The sequence below is a fragment of the Seonamhaeicola sp. genome (genome assembly GCF_028281565.1).
Taxonomy (GTDB): Bacteria; Bacteroidota; Bacteroidia; order Flavobacteriales; family Flavobacteriaceae; genus Seonamhaeicola.
In genome coordinates this window covers 77,030-101,934 of sequence record NZ_JANQJQ010000025.1, presented here as the reverse complement: position 1 = coordinate 101,934, position 24,905 = coordinate 77,030, and the positions used below count along the sequence as shown (strand labels likewise).

Annotated in this window: 27 protein-coding genes; 12 read left to right on the top strand and 15 right to left on the bottom strand. The window is 35.9% G+C overall.

Going from position 1 to position 24,905, the window contains the following annotated elements:
• Positions 1–9: 9 nt before the first annotated feature.
• Together Q0983_RS12430 and Q0983_RS12425 are read right to left on the bottom strand one after the other, a co-directional pair.
• Entirely contained in the window at positions 10–252 is a 243-nt protein-coding gene (locus tag Q0983_RS12430; RefSeq protein WP_299553621.1) for a NifU family protein, read from the bottom strand.
• A gap of 53 nt (positions 253–305) precedes the next feature.
• The gene (locus Q0983_RS12425) at positions 306–1,442 is read right to left on the bottom strand and encodes an Mrp/NBP35 family ATP-binding protein (protein WP_299553619.1); all 1,137 of its coding nucleotides are present in this window, start codon (positions 1,440–1,442) and stop codon (positions 306–308) included.
• Between the two features lie 159 nt (positions 1,443–1,601).
• Here Q0983_RS12425 and Q0983_RS12420 point away from each other — a divergent pair, with 159 nt between their 5' ends.
• A complete protein-coding gene (locus Q0983_RS12420; RefSeq protein WP_299553616.1) occupies positions 1,602–2,435 on the top strand; it encodes a hypothetical protein in 834 nt (277 codons plus the stop codon).
• A gap of 59 nt (positions 2,436–2,494) precedes the next feature.
• On the opposite strand, the gene Q0983_RS12415 is transcribed toward Q0983_RS12420, so the two are convergent.
• The 3 genes from Q0983_RS12415 to trmB are packed head-to-tail and all read right to left on the bottom strand — an operon-like array spanning position 2,495 to position 4,133.
• Complete coding sequence (locus Q0983_RS12415) at positions 2,495–2,824, bottom strand: MGMT family protein (protein ID WP_299553613.1); 330 nt, start codon at positions 2,822–2,824, stop codon at positions 2,495–2,497.
• 2 nt (positions 2,825–2,826) lie between these two features.
• Positions 2,827–3,456: a LysE family transporter gene (locus Q0983_RS12410; RefSeq protein WP_299553610.1), complete on the bottom strand. Its 630-nt coding sequence runs from the start codon at positions 3,454–3,456 to the stop codon at positions 2,827–2,829.
• Between the two features lie 2 nt (positions 3,457–3,458).
• Entirely contained in the window at positions 3,459–4,133 is a 675-nt protein-coding gene (gene trmB / locus Q0983_RS12405; RefSeq protein ID WP_299553608.1) for a tRNA (guanosine(46)-N7)-methyltransferase TrmB, read from the bottom strand.
• Positions 4,134–4,258: 125 nt separating this feature from the next.
• Here trmB and Q0983_RS12400 point away from each other — a divergent pair, with 125 nt between their 5' ends.
• Positions 4,259–5,323: a glycosyltransferase gene (locus tag Q0983_RS12400; protein WP_299553606.1), complete on the top strand. Its 1,065-nt coding sequence runs from the start codon at positions 4,259–4,261 to the stop codon at positions 5,321–5,323.
• Here the strand turns inward: Q0983_RS12400 and Q0983_RS12395 are convergent.
• Both Q0983_RS12395 and Q0983_RS12390 read right to left on the bottom strand, forming a co-directional pair.
• Entirely contained in the window at positions 5,297–6,340 is a 1,044-nt protein-coding gene (locus Q0983_RS12395; RefSeq protein ID WP_299553603.1) for an ATP-binding protein, read from the bottom strand. The genes Q0983_RS12400 and Q0983_RS12395 overlap by 27 nt on opposite strands.
• Positions 6,341–6,346: 6 nt before the next feature.
• The gene (locus Q0983_RS12390) at positions 6,347–7,027 is read right to left on the bottom strand and encodes a response regulator transcription factor (protein ID WP_299553600.1); all 681 of its coding nucleotides are present in this window, start codon (positions 7,025–7,027) and stop codon (positions 6,347–6,349) included.
• Between the two features lie 196 nt (positions 7,028–7,223).
• Here Q0983_RS12390 and Q0983_RS12385 point away from each other — a divergent pair, with 196 nt between their 5' ends.
• The 3 genes from Q0983_RS12385 to Q0983_RS12375 all read left to right on the top strand — a co-directional run bounded on the left by Q0983_RS12385 (position 7,224) and on the right by Q0983_RS12375 (position 9,656).
• On the top strand, positions 7,224–7,571 hold the full coding sequence (locus Q0983_RS12385) for a T9SS type A sorting domain-containing protein (RefSeq protein WP_299553597.1): 348 nt from the start codon (positions 7,224–7,226) through the stop codon (positions 7,569–7,571).
• Between the two features lie 110 nt (positions 7,572–7,681).
• A complete protein-coding gene (locus Q0983_RS12380; RefSeq protein ID WP_299553594.1) occupies positions 7,682–8,596 on the top strand; it encodes a T9SS type A sorting domain-containing protein in 915 nt (304 codons plus the stop codon).
• 79 nt (positions 8,597–8,675) lie between these two features.
• Positions 8,676–9,656 carry an acyl transferase gene (locus Q0983_RS12375; RefSeq protein WP_299553591.1) on the top strand — a complete coding sequence of 327 codons (981 nt, stop codon included), beginning with the start codon at positions 8,676–8,678 and terminating at the stop codon, positions 9,654–9,656.
• A gap of 148 nt (positions 9,657–9,804) precedes the next feature.
• Here the strand turns inward: Q0983_RS12375 and tyrS are convergent, their stop codons facing one another.
• Entirely contained in the window at positions 9,805–11,100 is a 1,296-nt protein-coding gene (tyrS, locus tag Q0983_RS12370; protein WP_299553588.1) for a tyrosine--tRNA ligase, read from the bottom strand.
• 290 nt (positions 11,101–11,390) lie between these two features.
• Here tyrS and Q0983_RS12365 point away from each other — a divergent pair, with 290 nt between their 5' ends.
• Complete coding sequence (locus Q0983_RS12365; RefSeq protein ID WP_299553585.1) at positions 11,391–12,401, top strand: NAD-dependent epimerase/dehydratase family protein; 1,011 nt, start codon at positions 11,391–11,393, stop codon at positions 12,399–12,401.
• On the opposite strand, the gene Q0983_RS12360 is transcribed toward Q0983_RS12365, so the two are convergent.
• The 3 genes from Q0983_RS12360 to Q0983_RS12350 are packed head-to-tail and all read right to left on the bottom strand — an operon-like array spanning position 12,376 to position 15,005.
• The gene (locus tag Q0983_RS12360; RefSeq protein ID WP_299553583.1) at positions 12,376–12,915 is read right to left on the bottom strand and encodes a DUF4296 domain-containing protein; all 540 of its coding nucleotides are present in this window, start codon (positions 12,913–12,915) and stop codon (positions 12,376–12,378) included. The two genes, Q0983_RS12365 and Q0983_RS12360, sit on opposite strands and share 26 nt — an antisense overlap.
• Entirely contained in the window at positions 12,912–14,252 is a 1,341-nt protein-coding gene (locus Q0983_RS12355; protein WP_299553580.1) for a dihydroorotase, read from the bottom strand. Before Q0983_RS12355 ends, Q0983_RS12360 begins: the two co-directional genes overlap by 4 nt.
• A gap of 30 nt (positions 14,253–14,282) precedes the next feature.
• Entirely contained in the window at positions 14,283–15,005 is a 723-nt protein-coding gene (locus Q0983_RS12350; protein WP_299553577.1) for a polyprenol monophosphomannose synthase, read from the bottom strand.
• A 115-nt stretch (positions 15,006–15,120) separates the two neighbouring features.
• Here Q0983_RS12350 and Q0983_RS12345 point away from each other — a divergent pair, with 115 nt between their 5' ends.
• Both Q0983_RS12345 and Q0983_RS12340 read left to right on the top strand, forming a co-directional pair.
• Positions 15,121–15,765 carry a DUF4271 domain-containing protein gene (locus Q0983_RS12345; RefSeq protein WP_299553574.1) on the top strand — a complete coding sequence of 215 codons (645 nt, stop codon included), beginning with the start codon at positions 15,121–15,123 and terminating at the stop codon, positions 15,763–15,765.
• A gap of 22 nt (positions 15,766–15,787) precedes the next feature.
• Positions 15,788–16,537: a uroporphyrinogen-III synthase gene (locus tag Q0983_RS12340; RefSeq protein WP_299553571.1), complete on the top strand. Its 750-nt coding sequence runs from the start codon at positions 15,788–15,790 to the stop codon at positions 16,535–16,537.
• 61 nt (positions 16,538–16,598) lie between these two features.
• Here the strand turns inward: Q0983_RS12340 and pckA are convergent, their stop codons facing one another.
• Together pckA and Q0983_RS12330 are read right to left on the bottom strand one after the other, a co-directional pair.
• Positions 16,599–18,215 (bottom strand): phosphoenolpyruvate carboxykinase (ATP), encoded by a 1,617-nt coding sequence (gene pckA / locus Q0983_RS12335; RefSeq protein ID WP_299553568.1) that lies wholly within the window; start codon positions 18,213–18,215, stop codon positions 16,599–16,601.
• Positions 18,216–18,278: 63 nt separating this feature from the next.
• The gene (locus Q0983_RS12330) at positions 18,279–18,674 is read right to left on the bottom strand and encodes a DUF423 domain-containing protein (RefSeq protein ID WP_299553565.1); all 396 of its coding nucleotides are present in this window, start codon (positions 18,672–18,674) and stop codon (positions 18,279–18,281) included.
• A 193-nt stretch (positions 18,675–18,867) separates the two neighbouring features.
• Between Q0983_RS12330 and Q0983_RS12325 the strand changes: the two genes are divergently transcribed.
• Positions 18,868–19,338 carry an Lrp/AsnC ligand binding domain-containing protein gene (locus tag Q0983_RS12325; protein WP_299553562.1) on the top strand — a complete coding sequence of 157 codons (471 nt, stop codon included), beginning with the start codon at positions 18,868–18,870 and terminating at the stop codon, positions 19,336–19,338.
• Between the two features lie 72 nt (positions 19,339–19,410).
• Positions 19,411–19,944 (top strand): hypothetical protein, encoded by a 534-nt coding sequence (locus Q0983_RS12320; RefSeq protein ID WP_299553559.1) that lies wholly within the window; start codon positions 19,411–19,413, stop codon positions 19,942–19,944.
• A 93-nt stretch (positions 19,945–20,037) separates the two neighbouring features.
• Here Q0983_RS12320 and Q0983_RS12315 read toward each other — a convergent pair whose 3' ends face one another.
• Positions 20,038–21,579 carry a glycine--tRNA ligase gene (locus tag Q0983_RS12315; protein WP_299553556.1) on the bottom strand — a complete coding sequence of 514 codons (1,542 nt, stop codon included), beginning with the start codon at positions 21,577–21,579 and terminating at the stop codon, positions 20,038–20,040.
• A gap of 107 nt (positions 21,580–21,686) precedes the next feature.
• Between Q0983_RS12315 and Q0983_RS12310 the strand changes: the two genes are divergently transcribed.
• Positions 21,687–22,367: a phosphoribosyltransferase family protein gene (locus Q0983_RS12310; protein ID WP_299553553.1), complete on the top strand. Its 681-nt coding sequence runs from the start codon at positions 21,687–21,689 to the stop codon at positions 22,365–22,367.
• Between the two features lie 55 nt (positions 22,368–22,422).
• The gene (locus tag Q0983_RS12305; RefSeq protein WP_299553550.1) at positions 22,423–24,138 is read left to right on the top strand and encodes an Ig-like domain-containing protein; all 1,716 of its coding nucleotides are present in this window, start codon (positions 22,423–22,425) and stop codon (positions 24,136–24,138) included.
• Here the strand turns inward: Q0983_RS12305 and Q0983_RS12300 are convergent.
• Positions 24,125–24,904, bottom strand: coding sequence for an amidohydrolase (locus tag Q0983_RS12300; RefSeq protein WP_299553547.1), 780 nt, complete (start codon positions 24,902–24,904; stop codon positions 24,125–24,127). The genes Q0983_RS12305 and Q0983_RS12300 overlap by 14 nt on opposite strands.
• Between the last annotated feature and the right edge of the window lies 1 nt (position 24,905).

Sequence of the window (24,905 nt, the reverse complement as noted above, 5' to 3'; positions counted from 1 at the left end):
AGATTGACATTAAACCTCAATATTGATAACCTCTTCAATCTGGGGGGCATACTTTTTTATGGTCATTTCAACACCAGATTTTAAGGTCATTTGGTTAACACTACAACCAACACATGCACCTTCTAGTTGTACGCGTACTAATTTATCGTCCTCTATAGACAAAAGCGAAATGTCACCGCCATCACTTTGTAAAAACGGACGGATCTCATCTAACGCCTTTTCAACATTTAGCTTAATTTGCTCACTAGTCATTATTTCTATATTATTGAGTTCGCGAAACTTTGTTTTCTTCCGATGTCATCTTTTTACTTTTTAATTGCCGAACAACCTGCCATCGTTGTAATCTTTATAGCTTCTGTTGGCGGTAAATTATCGTTTCGTCTAACCACCTCCTGCACCACATTCTGAGTCAGCTTTTCAAAGGCCTTCTCTAACGGCGTGGCCGTCTGCAACGCTGCCGGACGACCAACATCACCGGCCTCTCTGATACTTTGCACCAATGGAAGTTCTCCTAAAAACGGTACGTTTAAATCTTCGGCTAAATTCTTGGCACCTTCTTTTCCAAAGATATAATATTTATTATCCGGCAATTCTTCCGGTGTAAAGTACGCCATATTTTCAATAATTCCTAAAACCGGTACATTAATACTGTCTTGCTGGAACATAGCCACACCTTTTTTGGCATCGGCCAAAGCTATATTTTGCGGAGTACTAACCACCACAGATCCGGTAATTGGTAATGACTGCATAATACTTAAATGAATATCACCCGTTCCCGGTGGTAAATCTATCAACAAGAAATCTATGTCTCCCCAATGCGCATCAAAGATCATTTGGTTTAAAGCTTTGGATGCCATGGGCCCACGCCATACAACTGCCTGATTAGGCTGGGTAAAGAATCCGATAGATAATACTTTTACACCGTAATTTTCAATGGGCTTCATTTTAGACTTTCCGCCTACATTGACCGCTAATGGTTTTTCATTGGCAACATCAAACATAATGGGTATGGAAGGCCCGTAAATATCGGCATCTAAAACACCTACCTTAAAACCCATTTTTGCAAGTGATACTGCTAAATTGGCTGTGACCGTAGACTTACCCACACCGCCTTTACCCGAAGCTACCGCTACTATATTTTGAATCCCGGGGATAGGTTTTCCTTTGATCACATTTGCTTTAGGTGTCGCCGGTGCATCAACCTTTACATTTACAGTAATTTTAGCTTTTTCATAGACCTTCTCATGAATGGTTTTAAGAATATCAACCTCCGTACGTTTTTTAGCTTGCAAACTAGGGTTTTTAATAGTGATGTCAACAATAACCTCATCAGCAAAAGTCACCACGTTTTTTACAGCACCGCTTTCTACCATATTCTGACCTTCACCAGGAACCGTAATATTCTCTAAAGCCTTTAATATGTCTTGCTTGTTAAGTTTCATTTCTTTTATTAAGAATCGTTCTAAAAGCAAAGATAATCATTAAAGCTAGAAGATAGAAGGCCGAAGCCAGAAGTTTTATTTATGGTATAATGTAAAATACTTATACTACAAAATTGGTATGATTTGTGTGTCAAAAATGGTATTCTGAATACATTACCAATGCAACAAAAACTACTCTTAATTTTACTGGTTGTTTTTATTGGCAACACGGGTTTTTCCCAAAGTAAAATAGAAAAAGCTGAAGAAAGCTTAAAGCAAAACGACGACTCTAATAGTGAAGTTAAATTTGAGGGCAATGATAACGCTTCTACAAATTCTGACACCTCTCTTCTGGAAGAAACTATAGGTAGATTGTTTGTGGAAATTTTTGCCTATACAGCTTATGGTATTTTAATTGAAAGTCCTTTCGAAAAAGATAGTCCCAGTAGTTCTGCTACATTAACGAAACATCCCTATTTTAATTCTAATAATGGTAATTATAGTTATGAATGGGATGATCATTCTGCGGTAGGCAGAACAACCATTTCATCAAGGTATATTTTTGAAAACTCACGTTTAGATGGCAACCACTTAAACATAAACTTTCGGTTTTATAATAAACTAGCTTTAGAAATGGACTACCTTCAACTCTGGGAGCATAATCCGAATTTCGGATATCATACGCTTGCCCTTTATACGGCTTTGGCAAAATACCATAGAGTTAGAACGAAACGATTTGACGGTTGGTGGGGTATTGGAGCATCTTATGTAGATGGGAACGTTGATGATTTTGGTTTTACACTTGGTCTGGGTGCTGAAATTTTCCTGGGAAAGCCTATTAGTATTGAAACCAATTTCAATCATACTTTTATAAATAATAATTCCATTAATAAGTTTAACGCTTTAATTAATTATCACATAAAGCAATACAAATTAAATGGAGGCTATGAGTCCTTAAAAATCGGGAGTCAATACTTTTCAACCATAAGCTTTGGTTTGGGAATGTCTTTTTAGTAATTATTTGTAAATTTTTTGAAAAATTAGGAAATAATAACAAAAATTCCGTATGACAACTACAGTTCTACGGAAGGATCCCAAAAAACGACCTCAAAATCCTGAATTTGATTATCAACAACTTTGATGCCTTCACTTTCCAAAAGTTGTTGCATAAGGTTTGTGCCATCAAAATGATGCTTTCCGGTAAGTAGCCCCTTTCTGTTTACCACTCTGTGCGCCGGTACATCCTTTCCTCCGGAACCATTCATAGCATACCCCACCATACGGGCACTTCTTACCGCACCCAAATATTTTGCGATGGCCCCGTAACTGGTAACACGTCCGTAAGGGATCAACCGGGCCACCTCGTAAACTTTATCAAAAAAACTTAAAGTCTCCGGTTTCATTACTACAGTTCTTTTATAATATTTATTAAGGTAAAAACGGAAATAACTCCGGTAATCCCACCAATGATATAATTCATATTCCTTTGAGATGTGAAGGCCCTGCTTTTGATCTTATCAAAAAAGAAAATATACATATACAACATAACAAAAGTTCCGGTAGCGGCACCAGCGACATAAGAAATAATGCTTATCTGCTCAAAATTCAACCAGCCGAATGACGCCAAAGTAATGGTCATATAGGCCTGATACGGTATAGGGAATACATTTATGGAAGATAAAAACATGCCTTGAAAAAACCGGCTGTGCTTACTTCTGATTTTTGGGGTAATTTGTTGTTTTGTTGTGGCTTTTGCAACGAATAAAAAATAAACCGTTATGAGCACAAAAATTACAAAAGCTACCCGCTGAAGCACGTCAATTACTTCCGGATGATTACTTAAATATCTGGCAAATATTGAGGCAATATAGGTTTGTACCGCAACGATGGCACATACCCCGATTGAAAAAATAATACCTCTTCCATGACCATCTTTTAAACTAATTTTTGCTGCTGTCATATTTAATAACCCGGGCGGAATAACACCAATTAAAGCAATAAACAACCCTAAAAAGAAGATAAACGTAATATTCAATGTTAGTTAATTTTAAATCTAATATACGTAATTGGTTTGTTTTGTTCCAGGTATTGAGACTCATAAAATGTTTGAATGGCCGTGACGTCTTCAGGGCTTCCTTCCTGCTTGTAAACATCGTGATTGGCATACAAAACATCATGGCCTGCACCATGCAAAAGGCCTAATGTATAACCATGCATAAACTCGCTGTCGGTTTTTAAATTGACAATACCATCCGGTTTAAGGACACGCCTGTATTTATTCAAAAAATCTGTATTGGTCATTCTGTGTTTGGTACGCTTGTATTTTATTTGCGGATCCGGAAAAGTAATCCAGATTTCATCTACTTCATGCTCCGCAAAAGCATATTCTATAAGTTCTATCTGCATACGCAAAAAGGCCACATTGGAAATGTTTTCTTCAATAGCAGTTTTGGCCCCTCTCCAAAAGCGCGCTCCTTTTATATCAATGCCTACAAAATTTTTGTCAGGATATTTTCGTGCCAATGCCACCGAATATTCCCCTTTTCCACAACCCAGCTCTAAAATTATGGGATTGTTGTTGTTAAAAACCGTGGTTCTCCAATGTCCTTTTAACTCATATTCCGAATTTACCAATATGTCTCGTTTAGGTTGATAGACGTTTGAAAAGGTCTCGTTTTCCTTAAATCGTTTTAGCTTATTTTTACTACCCACTTATTTATTAACTATTTCTTATTATTTGCAATTATTTGGTAAAATTAAGGAAATATACAACAGTGTTTATATCTTTATTTTTGCATTTACTCATTACTTGAGATTTCAAACGAAACGCTATTTTCGTGAAGCAAAATAAAAAACGGATTTTAGTTGCGCCCTTAAACTGGGGGTTGGGGCACGCCACCAGATGCATCCCCATTATAAATGCTTTATTACACCAGGGGTTTGAGCCTGTAATTGCCAGTGATGGTGTAGCCTTAACATTGTTGCGAAAGGAATTCCCAACACTTTCATCCATTGAATTACCATCATACAATGTTACCTACGCCAAAAAAGGCAAGAACTTTAAATTAAAACTGATCAAAGATGCTCCAAAAGTTTTACAAGCTGTTAAAGCGGAAAGAAGAGCTACTAAGAAGATTGTTGAAATGCAGAACATTTCAGGGGTTATTTCCGATAACAGATTGGGTGTACACAGCAAAAAAGTGCCATCCGTTTTTATAACGCATCAGCTTAATGTGTTGAGCGGAAGCACCACCTGGCTAAGCACTAAGATGCACCAAAGGATCATTAAAAAGTTTGATGCGTGCTGGATACCTGATACTGAAGGTGATATTAACCTAAGTGGCAAATTGGGACATACGGATACTTTTGACATTCCCACTAAATATATCGGTCCGTTGAGCAGGTTTGAAAAACAATTTGTAAAACCTGTAAACAAAATTTTGGTTTTAATTTCAGGCCCAGAGCCTCAGCGTACTTTACTTGAAGAAAAGCTACTTTCTGAACTAAAAAATTATCCTGAAAAAGTAGTGTTTGTTAAAGGGGTTATGGAAAGCGAACAGACCATACAGGTTAAGGGTAATATGACGGTTTATAATTTTATGACCTCAGGTTTGCTGGAAAAAACAATAAATGAAAGTGAACTTGTTATTTCAAGGTCCGGTTACACGACTGTAATGGATTTGGCAAAATTGAATAAAAAAGCCTTTTTTATCCCTACGCCGGGACAATTTGAACAGGAATATTTAGCTAAACGCTTAACCAAACTAAATCTCGTCCCCAGTTGTAAGCAAGAGGAGTTTACTATTGATAAAATTGAAGAAGTCAGAAAATTTGAAGGTTTAAAAGCCTTTGATTATGTGATAAATTACAAGAAATTATTCAGCCTTTTCAAGAGTAAATGAAAACTCACTTCCTACACCGTACTCACTTTCAACATATATTTTCTCGTTATGGGCTTCAATAATATGCTTTACAATAGATAAGCCCAAACCCGAGCCGCCTTCTTTTCTGGAGCCACTTTTATCTACCCTATAAAAACGCTCGAATAAACGTGCCAAATGCTCTTTTTCAATACCTTCTCCATTATCTGTAACCCGGACAATCACCTTGTTTTTAATAAGATTTTCTATGCTAACCTCGGTAGTTCCTTTTTGCCTTCCGTACTTTAAAGAGTTCATGATCAGGTTTGCCAATACTTGCTGAATCCGCTCTTTATCTGCATTGACCATCACCGGACTGTTGTAATCCATATCAAAGGTTAAGGTTATCTTCTTTTTACTGGCTTTCATCTCGAACATTTCAAACACACTTTCAACCAATTCTATGATATTAAACTTTTCCGTTTTCAGACTTAAATCACCCACTTCCAACTTGGTAATCATATCCAGGTCTTTAATGATATAACCCAATCTTTCAATGCCTTTACTGGCTCTTGTTAAGTACTTCTTCCTGATTTTTTCATCATCCATAGCACCGTCAAGTAAAGTTAAAATGTAACCCTGAACGGTAAACAAAGGTGTTTTTAACTCATGAGACACATTTCCTAAAAATTCTTTCCGGTATTGCTCTCTAACTCTAAGGGTTTCTATCTCTATTTTCTTATCCCTGGCATACTTATCAATCTCCTGGGTTAAGGTTCTCATATCTGTAGTAATGGCCCCTTTCGTTAAACTTGCCGACTCTAAAAGTGTTAAATCGTCGTATATTCTTTTAACCCGCTTGTAGATAAAACGTTCTACCCTAAACTGAATAATAGCAAAAGAAAACACGTATATACCAACAGCCAGAAATAGTGGATGATACCATTTTAGTTCGAAGAAATAATATAAAAAAACACTCGTTAAGAGCGTTATATAAATGGTTATATAAAGCGATGTATTTATCGCAAACCTGTACGATCTTTTAAATTTTGTCTGCATTTGGCATTAATCAACAAACTTGTATCCAACGCCTTTAATGGTTTTAAAACTATCGTCTCCTAATTTCTCGCGTAGTTTACGAATATGAACATCAATGGTTCTACCCCCAACTACCACTTCGTTACCCCATACGGTATCAAGAATTTCATCACGTTTAAAAACCTTACCCGGCTTTGATGCCAATAAAGATAATAATTCAAATTCTTTTCTGGGTAAGATTATCTCTTTTCCTTTGGAGGTAACTTTGTATTCATCCCTGTTAATTACCAGGCTGCCAATTTTAACCGTATCGGCAATATCTTCTTCTTTATAACGTCTTAAAAGTGCCTTTACTTTACTAACCAGTACTTTTGGTTTGATCGGTTTAGTGATATAATCATCTGCCCCCGCATCAAAGCCGGCCACTTGTGAGTAATCTTCACCTCTGGCAGTTAAAAAAGTTATGATTGTATTTTTTAAATCGGGATTTTTTCGCATTAATTCACAAGCCTCTATACCATCCATTTCAGGCATCATTACATCCAAAATAATTAACTGCGGCAACTCTTTTTTTGCCTTTTTAACACCTTCAAAACCGTTCTCTGCAGTAATTACCTGGTAGCCTTCGCTCGATAAGTTATATCCTACTATCTCCAAAATATCCGGTTCATCATCAACTAGTAGTATTTTGATATCTTTTTTCTTCATTCTAAATTAAAGTTTGTAAAAAGTAAATATAAAACTTAATGGACAATATACTTAATATAGCCTAATTAATAACATTAAGGTAACAAACAACTTACTGAAATTTAACCTTTCGACCAATAACATAAATCTTTAACACTTTTTTGGTACAACTTTTGTAATAATTTTATTAATTTTAATGCAAGTGTAAATAAAGCGTATGAAAAAAAACTACTTGTTAACCATATTTTTCTTTTTAGCATTTTTATTTTACTCTCAGCTTGGAGAGGCTCAAAATTTTGCTAATGATACCCCTGTTCAGGAAAAAATAGAAGGACTGTCTATATACCCCAATCCCGTTAACAGTGGTAAAACCTTTGTTTATATTACTTCAAAAAAGAACTTAGTAAAAAGAATTGAGTTTTTTAATGTTTTAGGAAAACGAATTTATTCCACAACATTAGTTGGTAAAGAATTAAACATTTCTAACCTAAGCAAAGGTGTCTATATTTTAAAGATTACCGAAGGCGGTGTCAGCGAAGAAACCAGAAAATTAGTAATAAAGTAAGCATAGTGTTATTTCGTTTTATCGTGGAATAACAACCTTACGTCGTATATTTATATATTTTTGTAAGATTTTTATTTATATTAAAAGACTAATTTTATTAATCTTTTATTATGAAAAATCTTAACATTTTATTTTTGTTTTTATTAATTTCAGGTGTTTCCTTTGGGCAAACTACATCAGATCGTTTTGCCTATACCGATGGAAATCTTGTTGGAAATGGCGGATGGACCAGCCATAGTGGTTCCGGGGGCTTTATACAAGTTTCATCAGGTCAAGCCGTAATTGTTCATGGATCTGGATCAAAGGAAGATGCCAACATCTCATTTTCTGCTGTTTCCGGAAGTATTTATTACAGTTTTGACTTTTCAGTTGATGATTTAGGCAACCCTTATTCTGGCACAGACAATGAATATTTTGCTCATTTTATGGTTGGAACCGGTAGTTTTAGTGCACGTCTTGACATAGTTCCTCCTTCAGCTGGTGGTGATTTTAACGTAGGCATATCCACTCTTGAAAGTAGTGCTGATAATACTTGGCCCACAGATCTGAGTTTTGCAACTACTTATCGTGTTACAGTTAAATATGATCAAAACTTGAATCAAGCCCAATTATGGATAGATGCCACCCTGGAAACTGACACTTCTATTTTAGGTTCAGATGAAACTGATCCCGGAAATGCTATAACAGCTTTCGCACTCCGCCAATCAACTTCAAGCGAAAATGAAACGATCAGGATAGACAACTTAGTAATTGCCAGTTCTTTTAGTCAGGCTTTGTCAACTAAAGAAAACCAAATTGAAGGCTTCTCAATGCACCCCAACCCAACAGATCCGGGCTATGTAACTATTTCAAGCAAAAGCAATTCCAAAATGCAGGTGAGTGTATTTGATATGCTAGGAAAACAAATTTTAAGCAGCACTGTTAGAGATAATACTTTAAATGTGTCGGACTTAAATACTGGTATATACCTATTAAAAGTATCACAAGACGAGACCATATCTACAAAAAAACTGGTAATCAAATAATAACGGGAAACATATATTTTAAAAGCGTTGCTGTAGGTAACGCTTTTTTATTTTATCTACTTTTGTCTAACGAAACATTATGACAGACCCTAATACCATCTTTGACATTAAAACAGAACAAGCGTTTGACCAAAAAGCGCTTGAAGTTTTTAAATTTCAGTTTGAAAACAATAGGGTGTATCGGTCTTTTTGTGATTTATTATATAAAACACCCAGTGACGTACATACCACAAAAGACATTCCTTTTTTGCCCATTCAGTTTTTTAAATCCCATCCTGTTTTAAGCTCGAAAAAACCTATTGAAACAACGTTTACAAGTTCCGGAACCACGGGAAGTTCAATCAGTAAACATCATGTTACTGATCTAAAAATGTACGAGCAAAGCTTTAGTCTGGGCTTTAAACAATTCTACGGAAATATTAAAGATTATGTAGTTTTGGCCCTGTTACCATCGTACTTGGAGCGTGAGGACTCCTCACTCATTTATATGGTGGACGCGTTAATAAAACAATCCAACCATCCTGAAAGCGGCTTTTATTTAAATAACCTATCGGAATTAAAAGAAACCCTGGTCAGGTTGGACTCCCGGGAGAAAAAAGTATTACTTATAGGGGTGTCTTTTGGGCTTTTGGATTTAGTTGAAAGGTATCAATTCAACCTAAAAAATACTGTTGTAATGGAAACCGGGGGTATGAAAGGCCGTAGAAAAGAATTGATAAGAGAAGAGTTACACCAAATACTAAAATCCGGGTTCGGGGTGGCCACCATACACAGTGAATATGGTATGACAGAGCTTTTAAGTCAGGCCTATTCAAAAGGCAATGGTATTTTTAATTGCCCGAACTGGATGCGTGTTCTTTCCCGGGATACCGAGGACCCGCTTTCTATCCAAAAAACAGGTAAAACAGGTGGTTTGAACATCATTGATCTGGCCAATATCAATTCCTGTTCCTTTATTGCTACTCAGGATTTAGGACGCATACATGCTGATGGTTCTTTTGAAATTATCGGACGTTTTGATCACTCTGATATTCGTGGTTGCAATCTTATGGTGTTATAACTATCTGCCCTTAAAAAATTTGAAGTTTTTTGTAAGCTTTTGAACTATAAAACGACAAAACCTTAAAGCTAAGAAAAAGAAAGATTAGTTTTTAATTGGTTGGTTAGTTGTATAAGGCCTGATGTTCTTGCATCGGGTCTTATATGTTTTACGCTATTTTAATTATAAAATAGTTTCTTCTCCCGCGTTGAAGCAGAACAAATTTCTCATTTATCAACTCGTTAGAAGTAATCATAAACCCTTCTTTTACCTTTTCTTTGTTTACAGAAATAGAGTTTTCTTTTAAGGCCCGTCTGGCTTCGCCGTTAGATTTTAAAAACCCGCCTTTTTCAGCTAAAGCAGCAATAATATCCAAACCGTTTTCCACATCAGAAGCTGAGATTTCAGTTTGTGGCACACCATCAAACACATCTAAAAAGGTCTGCTCGTCCAGCTGTTTTAAATCATCTCCGGTAGATTTCCCGAAAAGGATATTACTTGCTTTTATAGCGTTATCCAAATCAGCTTCAGAATGTACCATTTTGGTTATCTCTTCGGCCAAACGCTTTTGCAAGACTCTCAAATGCGGTGCTTCTTTGTGCGCTTCAATTAAAACATTTATTTCTTCTTCGTTTAAAAACGTAAAGATCTTAATATACTTCTCGGCATCTTCATCAGAAGAATTCAACCAGTATTGGTAAAACTTGTACGGTGATGTTCTTTTAGCATCCAGCCATACATTTCCGCCTTCAGATTTTCCAAATTTAGAGCCATCGGATTTTGTGATCAACGGACAGGTAATGGCATAACCTTTTCCTCCTGCAATACGTCTGATCAATTCTGTTCCGGTAGTAATATTTCCCCATTGGTCACTTCCGCCCATTTGCAACGTGCAATTATCCGTTCTGTATAAATGAAGAAAATCATACCCCTGCACCAATTGATAGGTAAACTCCGTAAAACTCATACCTTCTGAAGCATCAGAGGATATTCTGTTCTTAACCGAATCTTTAGCCATCATATAGTTTACAGTAATGTGCTTGCCAACATCTCTGATAAATTCAAGAAACGAGAAGTCTTTCATCCAATCGTAATTATTCACGAGAACAGCGGCATTATCGGCGTCGCCTTCAAAATCTAAAAAGTGTGCTAACTGCCCTTTTATGGCCTCCTGGTTATGGCGAAGTGTCTTCTCGTCCAATAAATTACGTTCGTTAGACTTCCCGGAGGGATCTCCAATCATACCTGTGGCACCACCAACCAAAGCAACGGGTTTATGTCCGCAACGCTGGTAATGCGCCAAAATCATAATAGGTACCAGGTTTCCGATATGTAAAGAATCTGCAGTAGGATCAAACCCAATATAAGCACTTTTCATGCCTTCCATTAAATGTTCTTCTGCTCCGGGCATAACCGTATGAACCATCCCTCTCCAGGTTAATTCTTCTACAAAATTCTTTATCATCTTATCTGTCTAAATTTTAATAACGCACTAATAATCAAGTCTTAATAATACCTGTAAAACAATGACTATTGTTTACCAAAAGCCCACCACGGGCCATCGATTTTTATAAAACTATGCAAAGATAAAAATCAATGTATAATTACTTAGGTATTCTGAATAATTCTTTACTCAAAAGTCATTCCTTTAGTTTACTAAAGGTTTCCGTTGAAACTGTCATTCCCGTGAAAATGGGAATCTAAGTAATGAATATTTCAACTAATATAATTTGAAATATTCATTACTTTAGTCGCATGATTTTAGTAACAGGCGGTACAGGATTAGTAGGTGCACATTTGCTTTTTAAGTTAATAAGTGATGGTGAAAAAGTAAAAGCCATTTACCGAAACGAAAAAAAATTAAACAATGTAAAAAATGTGTTTTCCTGTTACACAGAAGACTTCCAAACCTATTACAATAAAGTCGATTGGGTTAAAGCCGATATCATAGACATTCCAGCCCTTACTGAAGCTTTTGAAGGTATTGATTACGTATACCACTGCGCTGCATTTGTATCATTTGAACCGGACAAGTATCATCTTTTAAGAAAAACCAATATTGAAGGCACGGCTAATGTTGTAAATCTTTGTTGTGCTTTCAACATTAAAAAACTTTGTTACGTAAGTTCCATTGCTACCCTGGGAATGACTCTGAACAACGAACCTATTACCGAAGAAACCATTTGGAACCCGGAAGCGGATAACAGTGTGTATGGCATTACAAAATATGGTGCCGAAATGGAAGTGTGGCGTGCCACCCAGGAGGGGTTAGATGCTGTTATTGTGAATCCCGGTGTTATTCTTGGTGCCGGTATATGGCGGTACGGCAGTGGAAGTTTGTTTAAAAGAGCGCGTAACGGATTAAAACATTACACTACCGGAACTGTTGGATTAGTATCTATTGATGATGTTGTTACGATTATGATACGACTTATGAAAAGCACTATTAAAAATGAGCGTTTTGTTTTAGTTGCAGAAAATTGGACTTATAAACAGTTCTTACAGGCACTGGCTGTGTCTGTGAATGCAGATCTGCCAAAAAAACTAGCTAAAGCTTCACTATTAAAGTTTGCCTGGAAATTAGATTGGCTAAAAACAAAACTAACCGGAAAAAGAAGACGTTTAACAAAGCATATTGTTAAGTCTTTATCTACAGAAAAGGACTATAATAGTGATAAGGTTAAAAACACTTTAAACTACGCTTTTAAGCCTATTGATAATAGCATTAAAGAAGTAGGTGCTATTTTTCTAAAACAGGAGGCGTAATTAAAACGCCGCCTTCTTCACTTATATCTGAAAGCGACTTCTTAGATAAAGAATCTTGTATTCTCTTAATAACTAAAGAATCACTGACCTTTGAAAGTTTAACAGAGTCTCTTTCTTTTAAAACAGTCTCAAGTGAGTCTTTACTTTTTTGCTCTGCTTCCTTTCGCTCTTTATCCTGTAGTTCCTTATAATGGGCCTTAAGCTTATCCAAACTGTCTTTTACCATAAGGTAAATCTCTTCGTAATCTTTTATATGATAGGCATAGTAAGCATTGCTTTCCGCAAATTGAGTACTATCAATATTATATTTTTCAAAAATATAAGTATCCTGAAAAACACCGTTTTCCTCCAGAATCCTACGATTAATTGTATTAGCCGACGCTATTAACTTAGAATCAATTAATATATTAACCATCTTTTTTTTAGAAATTAAATTCTTAGGTTTTTTAGGGCCACCACAGCCAACAATGGTTAATACCGAAATAAAAACTATGATAAATCGTTTTAACATCATCTATTAAAAGTTAATCGTTTAGCATATCTAACCTTACTAAATTTGGCATTTTGATAGGCAATATTACCGTTTATAAACGTATGGGTAATTCTCGATTTAAAAGTGGCGCCCTCAAACGGCGACCATCCGCATTTATACAAAATGTTCTCTTTTGTTACGGTCCAGGGGTTATTTAGATCTACTAAAACCAAATCTGCAAAATACCCTTCTTTTATAAAGCCACGCCTGTCAATTTCAAATAAAATAGCCGGATTATGACACATTTTTTCCACTATTTTTTCCAATGAGATCTTCTCCTTATGATACATCTCTAACATGGCCGGTAAAGCATGCTGCACTAAAGGTCCTCCGGACGGTGCTTTAGTATAAACGTTCTTTTTCTCTTCTAAAGTATGTGGTGCATGGTCTGTAGCCAGAACATCTATTCTGTCATCAAGTAAGGCTTCCCATAATTGTTCCCTGTCCTGCGCTGTTTTTACGGCCGGGTTCCATTTAATAAAGGTTCCTTTTTTATCATAATCCTCATCTGAGAACCAAAGGTGATGTGTACAAACCTCGGCGGTAATCTTTTTATCTTTTAAAGGAATATCGTTATCAAACAACCCGGTTTCCTTTCCTGTTGACAAATGAAAAACATGCAACCTTGCCCCGGTTTCTTTTGCTAATTCTATAGCTTTTGAAGATGACAAATAACAGGCTTCTTCACTTCTGATTACAGGGTGTTGCCTGATTGGAATATCATCCCCATATTTTTCAATATGTTCCTGAAGATTCTTTTTTATGGTGCCTTCATCTTCACAATGCACTGAAATTCTCAAATTGGTGCTCTCAAAAATCTTCTTCAAAACTTTGGGATCGTCTACTAACATATTCCCTGTGGAAGATCCCAAAAACAATTTCAATCCTGCTACCTGGTTGACATCCAGCTTTAAAATTTCGTCCAAATTATCATTGGTCCCACCAAACATAAATGAATAGTTAGCCGAAGAGGTTTTAGCTGCCATCTTAAACTTCTCTTCTAACTTTTCAATCGTTGTGGTTTGCGGGTTGGTATTAGGCATTTCTATAAAAGAGGTAATCCCACCGGCAATAGCGGCTTTAGATTCGGTTTCAATATTGGCCTTATGGGTAAGGCCCGGTTCTCTAAAATGCACCTGATCATCAATAGCTCCGGGTAACAAATATTTCCCTTCGGCATCCAAAACCAAAACATCCGGAGATTTTGGTGTAAGAGATGTTCCTATTTTCTTTATATACTGGCCTTCAATTAATATATCGCCATTAAAAACAACACTTTCATTTACAATGTTGGCATTCTTAATAAGTGTTTTTTTCATCTGCTTTAAATTTTTAGTCATCAATAGACATTACTTTTTAAAAAGACTCTTTAGTTTCATTGATATAACTCCAAAAATAGCTTCAGATATGATGCCCTTGCTTAATTTAGATTCTCCTTTGGTCCTGTCAGTAAAAATCACGGGAACTTCGGTTATTTTAAATTTCTTTAAATAGGCTTTAAACTTCATTTCTATTTGAAAGGCGTAACCGATAAACTTAATAGTATCTAAATTTATAGCTTCTAAAACCTTGCGTTTATAACAAACAAAGCCAGCCGTAGTGTCGTTAATGTTCATCCCCGTTATAAATCGTACGTATTTTGAGGCACAATAAGACATCAACACTCTTCCCATGGGCCAATTAACTACATTTACACCTGTAATATACCGGGACCCAATTGATAAATCTGCACCTTCAAGGGCACAGGCATCATATAAACGCTTCAAATCTTTCGGATCATGTGAAAAATCCGCATCCATTTCAAAAATATACTGATACGCTTTGCTTAAGCACCACTTAAATCCATGAATATAAGCCGTCCCTAACCCGGATTTTTCCTTGCGTACTTCTAAAAATAATCTGTCCGGGAAATCGGTTTGAAGTTCTTTAACTTTTAATGCTGTTAAATCCGGTGAGTTATCATCAACAACAAGAATGTGGATATCATCCGATTGAGAAAATACCGCCTTAATAATTGCCTCTACATTGTCAATCTCATTATAAGTAGGAATAATAACTATGGCTCCTGTCATTCTTATTATATTGAGCTTTTATATTTAGCAAATGTACGGTAATAAGCGTTTATTTTTTTTAAATTTTCCTTAATTATTTAAGGGTCTTGTTATTAATTTGTGATAATTTTAGGGCATGCTTAGGGAAATTGTATCAAATGAGTTATTTACGGTTTTATTGGTCATTGGACTTGCCGTTGTGGCCATTGCCAAATTAACGGATCCTAAGCGTTTTAATGATTTTATCTTCGTAATAGGCAATTCAAAATACCTGAAAATTTATACTAAAGATCAAAAATTCTTTGACAAGTTTGATGCCTTACTATTTGGGAACCTGATTATTACCAGCTCCATATTTACCTATATTTCTTTTCAGTATATAACTGATAATAAAGGTATTTCAATCAATACACTTTTTAAACTGGCCATAGGCATTGGTGCTTTTATTTTAATCAAAGTGCTTATTGAAAGACTTATAGCTAGCCTTTTTGAAATTGATAAATTAATTGATGACTACATTTTTCAGAAAATAAGCTATAAAAATTATTTGGGTATTTTACTCCTACCCGTTAATGCCCTTTTGTTATACAGTTTCCAGTTATCGTTACCTTTAATTTATGTAATGATTATAATTTTATTAATAGTGAATGGTATCGGGTTAATTACTTCTTTTAAAACGCATCAAAGTTTAATAAAACAGCATTTTTTCTATTTTATTTTGTATCTTTGCGCTCTCGAAATTGCACCCTATGTGATATTATATAAGGTGTTTATGACCTAGAACAAAGAACAAACTTGCGCTTATGAAAGTGAAAACAATTTTAGTATCTCAACCAGAACCTAAAATAGAGAACTCACCTTACTTCGATTTACAAGAAAAACAAAAAGTAAAAATAGATTTCAGACCTTTCATTCATGTTGAAGGTGTTACTGCAAAAGATGTAAGACAACAAAAAGTTGATTTAACCAAGTATACTGCTATTATCCTAACTAGTAGAAATGCTGTGGATCATTTTTTCAGGGTTGCCGAAGAAATGCGTTTTAAAGTACCTGACACTATGAAATATTTCTGTCAGTCTGAAGCTGTTGCCTATTATCTTCAAAAATATGTGGTATACAGAAAACGTAAAATCTATGTTGGCAAACGTACTTTTTCTGAGCTTTCACCTTTAATTAAAAAATATAAAGACGAGAAATTCTTATTACCTAATACTGATAAGGTAAAACAAGAAGTTCCTGATACCTTAAATGCTTTAGGTGTAGACTGGAAACAAGCCACATTTTATAAAACCGTTGTTAGCGATCTGTCTGATTTAGCAGATGTTTATTACGATGTATTGGTGTTCTTCAGTCCTTCCGGAATTGAATCATTATTCCAAAATTTCCCGGATTTTAAACAAAATAATACGCGTATTGCCGTTTTTGGAAATACTACTATTAAAGCGGTGAAAGAAAAAGGATTACGTGTTGACATTGCGGCACCAACTCCTGAAACGCCTTCAATGACTATGGCTTTGGAAAAGTACATTGAACAGGTGAATAAAAGAAAATAATTAAGATCTTATATAAGGTAAAAAAGGCTGATTTTTAAAAAAATCAGCCTTTTTTATTTCTTTAAAATGCATAACGTTGCGGTCCGCCACGTCTTATTTCTTCATTGCAATGCGCTTCAAACTTTTTAAAGTTATGTCTAAAGGCATTGGTCAGTTTGAACGCCATAGTATAATAAGCCTTGTCGTCATTCCATGTTTGTCTTGGACTTAAAACACTTGTTGGCACGCCCGGACACGTTCTGGGTTGTGCCACTCCAAAAACAGAGTGAATGTGGTAATCGTCATAATTATACAATCCCAAATCGCCATTCAATACGGCATTGATCATCGCCCTGGTGTATTTTAACTCCATACGCCTGCCAACACCATAAGGGCCTCCGGTCCATCCGGTATTTACCAACCAAACATTAACTTTTGCTTCAATCATCTTCTGACTCAACATTTCAGCATACTTAGCCGGATGCAATGGCATGAACGGTGCTCCAAAACATGCCGAGAACGAAGGTACCGGCTCCACTACGCCTGCTTCTGTTCCTGCTACTTTAGCCGTGTAACCGGAAATAAAATGATACGCTGCCTGGCTTGGTGTTAACTTGGAAATTGGTGGGATCACCCCAAAAGCATCAGCTGTTAAAAAGAAAATATTCTTTGGATTCTTACCAATAGACGGTATTTGAATATTTTCAATATGGTGAATGGGGTAGCTAACCCTTGTGTTTTGGGTAATGGAGGTATCTTCGAAATCCACCACCCCGCTCGAATTTAAAATGACGTTTTCAAGAATAGCGCCTTTTTTAATAGCATCATAAATTTCCGGTTCTTTATCTCTTGAAAGGTTTATCACCTTGGCATAACAGCCCCCTTCAAAATTGAACACGGTGTTCTCATTGGTCCATCCATGTTCGTCATCGCCAATCAAGCTTCTGCTAGGGTCTGTTGACAAAGTGGTTTTTCCTGTTCCGGAAAGCCCAAAGAAAATAGCGGTATCACCATCTTTCCCAATATTGGCACTACAATGCATTGGCAACGTGTTCTTGAACACGGGAAGCACAAAATTTAAAACTGAAAAGATACCCTTTTTAATTTCGCCGGTGTATCCCGTACCGCCAATGAGGGCTATTTTTTTAGAGAAATCCAAAATGGCAAAGTTGTGTTGACGGGTGCCGTCTACTTCAGGATTTGCCCTAAAACCGGGTGCATTAACAACTGTCCACTCCGGGTTGAAATTATTCAGTTCTTCTTCAGTAGGCCTTAAAAACATATTATGGGCAAACTGATTACTCCAGGGGTATTCATTGATCACCCGGATACTCAACTTGTAATTTTTATCCGCACAAGCATAACAATCTCTAACAAAAACTTCCTTACCGGACAGGTAATCCACTACCTTACTGTAAAGTTTATCGAACTTATCAGCATCAAAAGGGATGTTAATATCACCCCACCAAACGCGGTCTTTGGTAATATCATCTTTAACAATAAACCGGTCTTTGGGAGAGCGCCCTGTAAATTCACCCGTATTTACTGCTAAAGCTCCGGATGACGCTTCGGCCCCCAATCCTTTTTCAATGGATATATCATGTAATTGATCAGGGGAAAGCTGGTAATTTATTTCAGCATGCTTTATGCCGTAACGTTCCAACGAAATCGTTTTCGCAACTTGATTGTAGTTATCCATAATTTGCTCATAAATTATTTAAAGCGCAAAATTAATACAATTATTTTGATAAATTATTTATTTCTAGCGTATTTTATATGTTAATTTTGAGAAATTCACAATTAGCACGCCCCAGGCTAAAATAAAAAGTAAACCGCCAATGGGCGTAATAAAACCAATGGTTTTAAAATTGAAAGAGGACAAATCATTAGTTGCTAACCCATAAATTGAGCCTGAAAAGAACAATACTCCAAAAACAATTAAATAAAAGATAACTTTTTTAATCTTTTCATTAATTAGTGTACTACTTCCAACAAACAATAGCAGAATGGCATGATACATTTGATAACGCACACCTGTTTCAAAGGTTTTCTGCGCTTCCGGTGAAATTAATTCTTTTAGACCATGAGCTCCAAAAGCGCCTAAAATAATTGCAATAAGTCCTAAAACTGATGCTGTAACCAATAGTGTTTTCTTCATTTTAATTGTTTTCTTAATTATTGCAAAATTACTTAACTAATCTTAACAGGGAGTATTTTTGAGATTTAAATAAATGTCCTAAACAATTGATTAAGAACAAAATCCCATTTAAACGAACAATCATTTACATAAAAATAGTTTTAATTTGAAACCAAATGATTAAATTTGTCTTTTAAACAGAAACTATAGCTACATGAAAAATAAAGATAAAGCCCTTACTATTGATGGCATAGATAAAAAAATATTGCGTGCTTTAATGGTGGACGCCAGAACACCTATTCTTGAGATAGCGCGTAATGTGGGTATTTCAGGTGCCGCTATTCATCAACGTTTACGTAAACTTGAAAAATCCGGATTAATTACCGGATCTAAATTTGTAATTAACCCCAGGGTTTTAGGATATACGACGGTTGCTTTTATTGGTGTTTATTTGGATAAAGCCATTCATAACCCGGAAGCTATCAAGCAGCTTAAAAAAGTACCTGAAGTTCTTGAATGCCACTATACCACGGGAAACTGGAACGTTTTAATTAAGATTATTTGTAAAAATAATGCCCATTTAATGCATTTACTTAATGATGAGATCCAAACCATCTCAGGGGTTTCCAGGACAGAAACATTTATTTCATTAGACCAACAGATTGACAGACAAATGAGGATTTGATACATGTAAGATATTTTCTATATTTGGTACGATTATTGCGTCCATTTTCCAAATCAACTTAAGCTATTAAAAATGAAAAAATCTTCTATTATTTTAATTGCCCTATTACTGTTATCATTACCATCATTTTCACAAGAAAAACAAGTTAGTAATCAAAGTCTGGAAAATGTGAGCGAAATTAAGCTCAATGGCATTCTATTGATCCTAGGTGTGTTTGAACCCTCTTATGAGTTCATTTTAAATGAAGAATCTGCAATCGGCATTTCAGCCTTCTTACCTTTTGATAAGGATGTTACAGATGAAATAAAATATTATATCTCACCTTATTACAGAATGTATTTTGGTAATAAGAATAATGCTTCCGGTTTTTTTGGAGAGGCATTCGGTATGTTAAATAATTCCAACAGAGAGTTTGATTTATTTGATACCGAGGAAGACAATTTTAAAACCGATTTTGCGCTCGGGTTTGGGTTTGGAGGTAAATGGGTCAACAAAAGAGGTTTTATCTTCGAATTATCTATGGGTATTGGCCGAAACTTATTTTACAATGATGATGACGATCCTTTAGTTGGAAAAGGAGGCATCACTTTAGGCTACAGGTTTTAACTTTGAAAAGTGATAAAAAACAAAATCCCGGATATTTTATCCGGGATTTTGTTTTTTTATAGATTCTTCACTACGCTCAGAATGACAAGGTTATTACATTTTCATCAACCAGGAACGCACATCCACTTCTTTCTTAATAATGTCGCGTAAATCGTCAATCTTAACACGCTCCTGCTCCATAGCATCTCTATAACGAATCGTTACCGTATTATCTTCCAGAGTATCATGATCTACCGTGATACAGAATGGCGTTCCATTGGCATCCTGACGCCTGTAACGTCTGCCAACGGCATCCTTTTCATCATAAATAACATTAAAATCCCACTTTAAATCCTCTACAATTTTACGAGCTATTTCAGGCAGTCCATCTCTTTTAATCAATGGTAACACAGCTGCTTTTACAGGTGCTAAAACACTTGGTAATTTTAATACGGTTCTGGTGGTACCATTTTCCAAAGCTTCTTCCTGTAATGAATTTGAGAATACCGCTAAAAACATTCTGTCTAAACCAATAGACGTTTCCAGCACATAGGGCACATAGCTTTTATTTTCTTCAGGATCAAAATACTGTAACTTTTTTCCCGAGTATTTTTCGTGCTGGCTTAAATCGAAATCCGTTCTGGAGTGAATGCCTTCCAACTCCTTAAATCCGAATGGAAATTTAAACTCAATATCAGCCGCGGCATCAGCATAATGCGCCAGTTTTTCATGATCGTGGAAACGATATAAATCTTCACCCATTCCTAAAGATAAGTGCCATTTTAATCGGGTTTCCTTCCAATGCTCATACCATTCTTTTTGAGTCCCGGGTTTAATAAAGAACTGCATTTCCATTTGTTCAAACTCACGCATTCTGAAAATAAACTGCCTGGCTACAATTTCATTTCTAAACGCTTTACCGGTTTGCGCTATTCCGAAGGGGATCTTTAAACGACCGGTCTTTTGAACGTTCAGGAAGTTTACAAAAATACCCTGGGCTGTTTCCGGACGGAGATACAAATCCATGGCACTATCTGCAGAAGCTCCTAATTTGGTATCGAACATCAAATTGAACTGCTTCACATCCGTCCAGTTTTTTGAACCTGTTAAAGGATCAGCAATACCCAACTCTTCAATCAGTGCTTTTACATCTGCCAGATCTTCATTCTCTAAAGATTTAGCCATTCTTGACAAGGTAGTATTTATTTTTTCCTGGTATCCAAGAACCCGCCCGTTAGTGCTAACAAATTCTTCTTTATTAAAGGCATCCCCAAAACGTTTGGCAGCTTTGGCCACTTCTTTATCTATTTTAGCCTCCAGTTTCGCGCAATAATCTTCAATTAAAACATCGGCTCTGTAACGCTTTTTAGAGTCTTTATTATCAATTAAAGGATCATTAAAAGCATCCACGTGTCCTGAAGCTTTCCAGGTAGTTGGATGCATAAAAATGGCAGCATCGATCCCTACAATATTTTCGTGCATTTGTACCATGGCTTTCCACCAATAGTCACGAATGTTTTTCTTTAATTCCGCTCCGTTCTGAGCGTAGTCATATACTGCACTTAAACCATCATATATTTCACTACTTTGAAACACATAGCCGTACTCCTTAGCATGCGAAATAACCTTCTTAAATTTATCGTCTTGATTTGCCATAGGTGCAAAAATAAAAAACCCTAGTAAACTAATAGCTTTCAGCCTTAAAAATTAAGGTGAAATTGCTATATTTTTCCTTAAGTTTATAACTGTCTAACTATTTTTAAATGCTAAAATCATTAGTAAACCTATTTTTTCCTAAAGTATGCTATGCCTGTCTTAATGTATTGCAAGACAATGCGGATACTATTTGTATTGATTGCAGGCACGATTTGCCGGTAACCAATTTCCATTTTGATGACGATGACAGCATAAAACAAGTATTATACGGTCGCGCTGATATTGAAAACGGCACGGCACTTTTTAGATTTGAAAAACAAGGGATCGTTCAAAGGCTTATCCACGGACTAAAATATAAAGGTTACGAAAACATTGGCTACACCCTGGGAAATTGGTTAGGCGGTGAGTTGAAAGAAATTGAAAGGTATCAAACTATTGATGCTGTTATTCCGGTACCGCTGCATAAAAAGAAGTTACGTAAAAGAGGCTATAATCAGGTCGCCAAATTTGGACAACAAATTGCTTCAAACTTAGGAACTGACTACGTTGATGATGTTTTGGTTAAAATAACGAATACCAGGTCTCAAACTAAAAAAGGCCGTTTTTCAAGATGGAAAAACAGCGATGAGCTTTTCTCATTAAGTAATATGGCCTCTATTAAAAATAAACATATTCTGCTGGTTGATGACATTATTACCACTGGTGCTACACTGGAAGCCTGTACATCGGTATTAAAGCAAGTCCCAAACGTTAAAATTAGTATTGCTACTATGGCAATAGTCCCTTAAGTCGTCCGTTATATCTCTAAAATTGCGTAGGTTTGTGCAAAATTTAAAATTGGTAATGACTAAGACCCTTTCAAATTTTATTTTACTCGATAATCGAGATTTAAATACACCCAAATTTGTTTCAAAATTGTTAACGTTTTTTTCTTCTAAGTATCTGGTAGGTTTGTTCCGAGTTAACGCATTATTTTTTTTAAGTCTTGTTTTTATAAACTGTGCTAACCGTGGCACTCCCGAAGGCGGGCCAAAAGATGAAGAACCACCAAAAATTGAAAAAGAATTCCCAGAAAATTATACTACCAATTTTGAAGGCAATGAAATTGAGATTGAGTTTGATGAGTTCATAAAGATTAAGGATTTACAAAAGCAGCTTATTATTTCGCCTCCAATGGAATACCAGCCAGAAATAAAACCCCTGAGTGGTGCCAGCAAGAGAATCACCATTAAAATTCTGGATACCCTTCAACCCAATACAACATACGCTTTTAACTTTGGCAATAGCATTACCGATAATAATGAAGGCAATCCATATCCGTACTACAGATATGTATTTTCAACCGGTGATTTTATAGATTCGCTAACCGTTAACGGGAACATTGTTGATGCATTTCATAAAGAACCCGAAACCTTTGTTAATGTCGCCTTATACGAAGTAGATTCCACCTTTACAGATTCTATTGTTTATAAAGATGTTCCTAAATATATAACGAATACCCTTGATAGTTTAACCACCTTTTCCATTGAAAATGTAAAAGCCGGAAAATACATGCTCATGGCTTTAAAAGACAATAATGGGGATAATAAATTTCAGCAAAAATTTGATCAAATAGCGTTTCATAAAGCATTTATTACAGTTCCGACCGATTCGCTATATACTATGAAATTGTTTAGCGAGAACTTAGATTTTAACGCTGTGAAACCTAAATTAGTTTCCGGAGAGAAGATCATGTTCGGTTATGAAGGTGATTATAAAAACATGAAAATTGACATACTTTCTGAAGTTCCGGAAGAATTCAAATACTATATTACCAAAGATGAAAAAGCAGATACTTTATACTATTGGTACATACCAAGGTTAGAAGTGGATTCTTTACTTTTTAAAGTATCACATACTGATTATGAAAAAGAATACACGGCCAGAATTAGTGTGCAGGAAAGAGATTCATTAATAATCGAAGAGTCGGTTTCAGGAACTATCGGACTTGATGAACCCTTTAAAATTACCGGTAGCACCCCGTTTGCTGCTTTTGATGTTTCAAAAGTGACACTTATTGATAAAGACTCTGCTAATGTTGATTTCACAACCAGGTTTGACACTATAAACAACACTTATGTTTTCGACTTTAAAAAAAGTTATGAAAACAAGTATGCCATGAAAATTTTACCGGAAGCTTTTAAGGATATTTTTGATGACACACATGCTGACACCCTATTGTATTCTTTAGGCACCAAAAAAGAATCTGATTATGGTTTTGCGCGCCTTACATTGGTGGGTGCTAAATATCCGGTAATAATCCAGTTAACAGATTCTAAAGGTGATGTTAAAGTTGAAAAATATTCTACAAAACCGGAACAAGTTGATTTTTATAATATAACACCCGGTAAATATTACATTAGGGTTATTCATGACGCAAACGGCAATAAAAAATACGATCCCGGAAACTATTTAAATAAGATACAACCGGAAGATGTAAGCCATTTTATTTTTAAAGATGATGAACAAATACGAGCAGCCTGGGGATATCCAACTATTCTTAACTTTACTTCAGAATAAAATCATCTCTGTCATTTAAAAACTTCAGGGTATTTCGATACTTTTGAATGTGCCGCTTTTCCAGAGTTATCGTTTCAATTTGCTCTTCATAAGGTCGAATAGACGTCATTTGGTTTCCTAATACATCATATGCCGCCGAATGACCGGAATACCCAATTTTGACACCATCTACACCAACTCTGTTGACGCCGATACAATAACTCATGTTTTCAATGGCACGGGCCTTTAACAACGCATCCCAGGCAGACACTCTTGGTTTCGGCCAATTAGCAACATAGATCAAGACGTCATAATCTTCAGTGTTTCTGGCCCAAACCGGAAAGCGCAGATCATAACAAATAAGCGGGCAAATTTTCCAGCCTTTATAACTGATAATTACCCTTTCTGTTCCGCCGGCATATGTTTTCTCCTCACCTACCAAAGTAAACGTATGCTTTTTATCATAGGTAGTTAGCTTTCCCGAAGCCTCAACAAACAACAGACGATTGTAAAACTTCCCGTCTTCAGAAATAACCACACTACCCATAATAGCTGTATCCAGTTTTGACGCCATTCGCTTCATCCAGGAAACTGTTTCTCCTTGCATGGTTTCGGCCACCTCACCCGCATTCATGGTAAAACCGGTTGTAAACATTTCGGGCAAAACAACAAGGTCGACTTTTTCAGAAATCGACTCTAATTTTTCTGAAAAATTATTACGATTTCCTTTTGGGTTTTCCCAAACCAAATCCGACTGAACTAAGGCGACTTTTAATTGATCTTGCATG

Bases quoted from the DNA above. Each gene is read 5' to 3' on its own strand.
- Q0983_RS12385 (WP_299553597.1), top strand. From the start codon at position 7,224: ATGAAAAAAAACTACTTGTTAACCATATTTTTCTTTTTAGCATTTTTA.
- Q0983_RS12390 (WP_299553600.1), bottom strand. From the start codon at position 7,027: ATGAAGAAAAAAGATATCAAAATACTACTAGTTGATGATGAACCGGAT.
- Q0983_RS12375 (WP_299553591.1), top strand. From the start codon at position 8,676: ATGACAGACCCTAATACCATCTTTGACATTAAAACAGAACAAGCGTTT.
- Q0983_RS12425 (WP_299553619.1), bottom strand. From the start codon at position 1,442: ATGAAACTTAACAAGCAAGACATATTAAAGGCTTTAGAGAATATTACG.
- Q0983_RS12395 (WP_299553603.1), bottom strand. From the start codon at position 6,340: ATGCAGACAAAATTTAAAAGATCGTACAGGTTTGCGATAAATACATCG.
- tyrS (WP_299553588.1), bottom strand. From the start codon at position 11,100: ATGATAAAGAATTTTGTAGAAGAATTAACCTGGAGAGGGATGGTTCAT.
- Q0983_RS12345 (WP_299553574.1), top strand. From the start codon at position 15,121: ATGCTTAGGGAAATTGTATCAAATGAGTTATTTACGGTTTTATTGGTC.
- Q0983_RS12360 (WP_299553583.1), bottom strand. From the start codon at position 12,915: ATGATGTTAAAACGATTTATCATAGTTTTTATTTCGGTATTAACCATT.
- Q0983_RS12315 (WP_299553556.1), bottom strand. From the start codon at position 21,579: ATGGCAAATCAAGACGATAAATTTAAGAAGGTTATTTCGCATGCTAAG.
- Q0983_RS12355 (WP_299553580.1), bottom strand. From the start codon at position 14,252: ATGAAAAAAACACTTATTAAGAATGCCAACATTGTAAATGAAAGTGTT.
- Q0983_RS12325 (WP_299553562.1), top strand. From the start codon at position 18,868: ATGAAAAATAAAGATAAAGCCCTTACTATTGATGGCATAGATAAAAAA.
- Q0983_RS12420 (WP_299553616.1), top strand. From the start codon at position 1,602: ATGCAACAAAAACTACTCTTAATTTTACTGGTTGTTTTTATTGGCAAC.
- Q0983_RS12305 (WP_299553550.1), top strand. From the start codon at position 22,423: ATGACTAAGACCCTTTCAAATTTTATTTTACTCGATAATCGAGATTTA.
- Q0983_RS12380 (WP_299553594.1), top strand. From the start codon at position 7,682: ATGAAAAATCTTAACATTTTATTTTTGTTTTTATTAATTTCAGGTGTT.
- Q0983_RS12330 (WP_299553565.1), bottom strand. From the start codon at position 18,674: ATGAAGAAAACACTATTGGTTACAGCATCAGTTTTAGGACTTATTGCA.
- Q0983_RS12350 (WP_299553577.1), bottom strand. From the start codon at position 15,005: ATGACAGGAGCCATAGTTATTATTCCTACTTATAATGAGATTGACAAT.
- Q0983_RS12365 (WP_299553585.1), top strand. From the start codon at position 11,391: ATGATTTTAGTAACAGGCGGTACAGGATTAGTAGGTGCACATTTGCTT.
- pckA (WP_299553568.1), bottom strand. From the start codon at position 18,215: ATGGATAACTACAATCAAGTTGCGAAAACGATTTCGTTGGAACGTTAC.
- Q0983_RS12340 (WP_299553571.1), top strand. From the start codon at position 15,788: ATGAAAGTGAAAACAATTTTAGTATCTCAACCAGAACCTAAAATAGAG.
- Q0983_RS12415 (WP_299553613.1), bottom strand. From the start codon at position 2,824: ATGAAACCGGAGACTTTAAGTTTTTTTGATAAAGTTTACGAGGTGGCC.
- Q0983_RS12430 (WP_299553621.1), bottom strand. From the start codon at position 252: ATGACTAGTGAGCAAATTAAGCTAAATGTTGAAAAGGCGTTAGATGAG.
- Q0983_RS12300 (WP_299553547.1), bottom strand. From the start codon at position 24,904: ATGCAAGATCAATTAAAAGTCGCCTTAGTTCAGTCGGATTTGGTTTGG.
- Q0983_RS12320 (WP_299553559.1), top strand. From the start codon at position 19,411: ATGAAAAAATCTTCTATTATTTTAATTGCCCTATTACTGTTATCATTA.
- Q0983_RS12310 (WP_299553553.1), top strand. From the start codon at position 21,687: ATGCTAAAATCATTAGTAAACCTATTTTTTCCTAAAGTATGCTATGCC.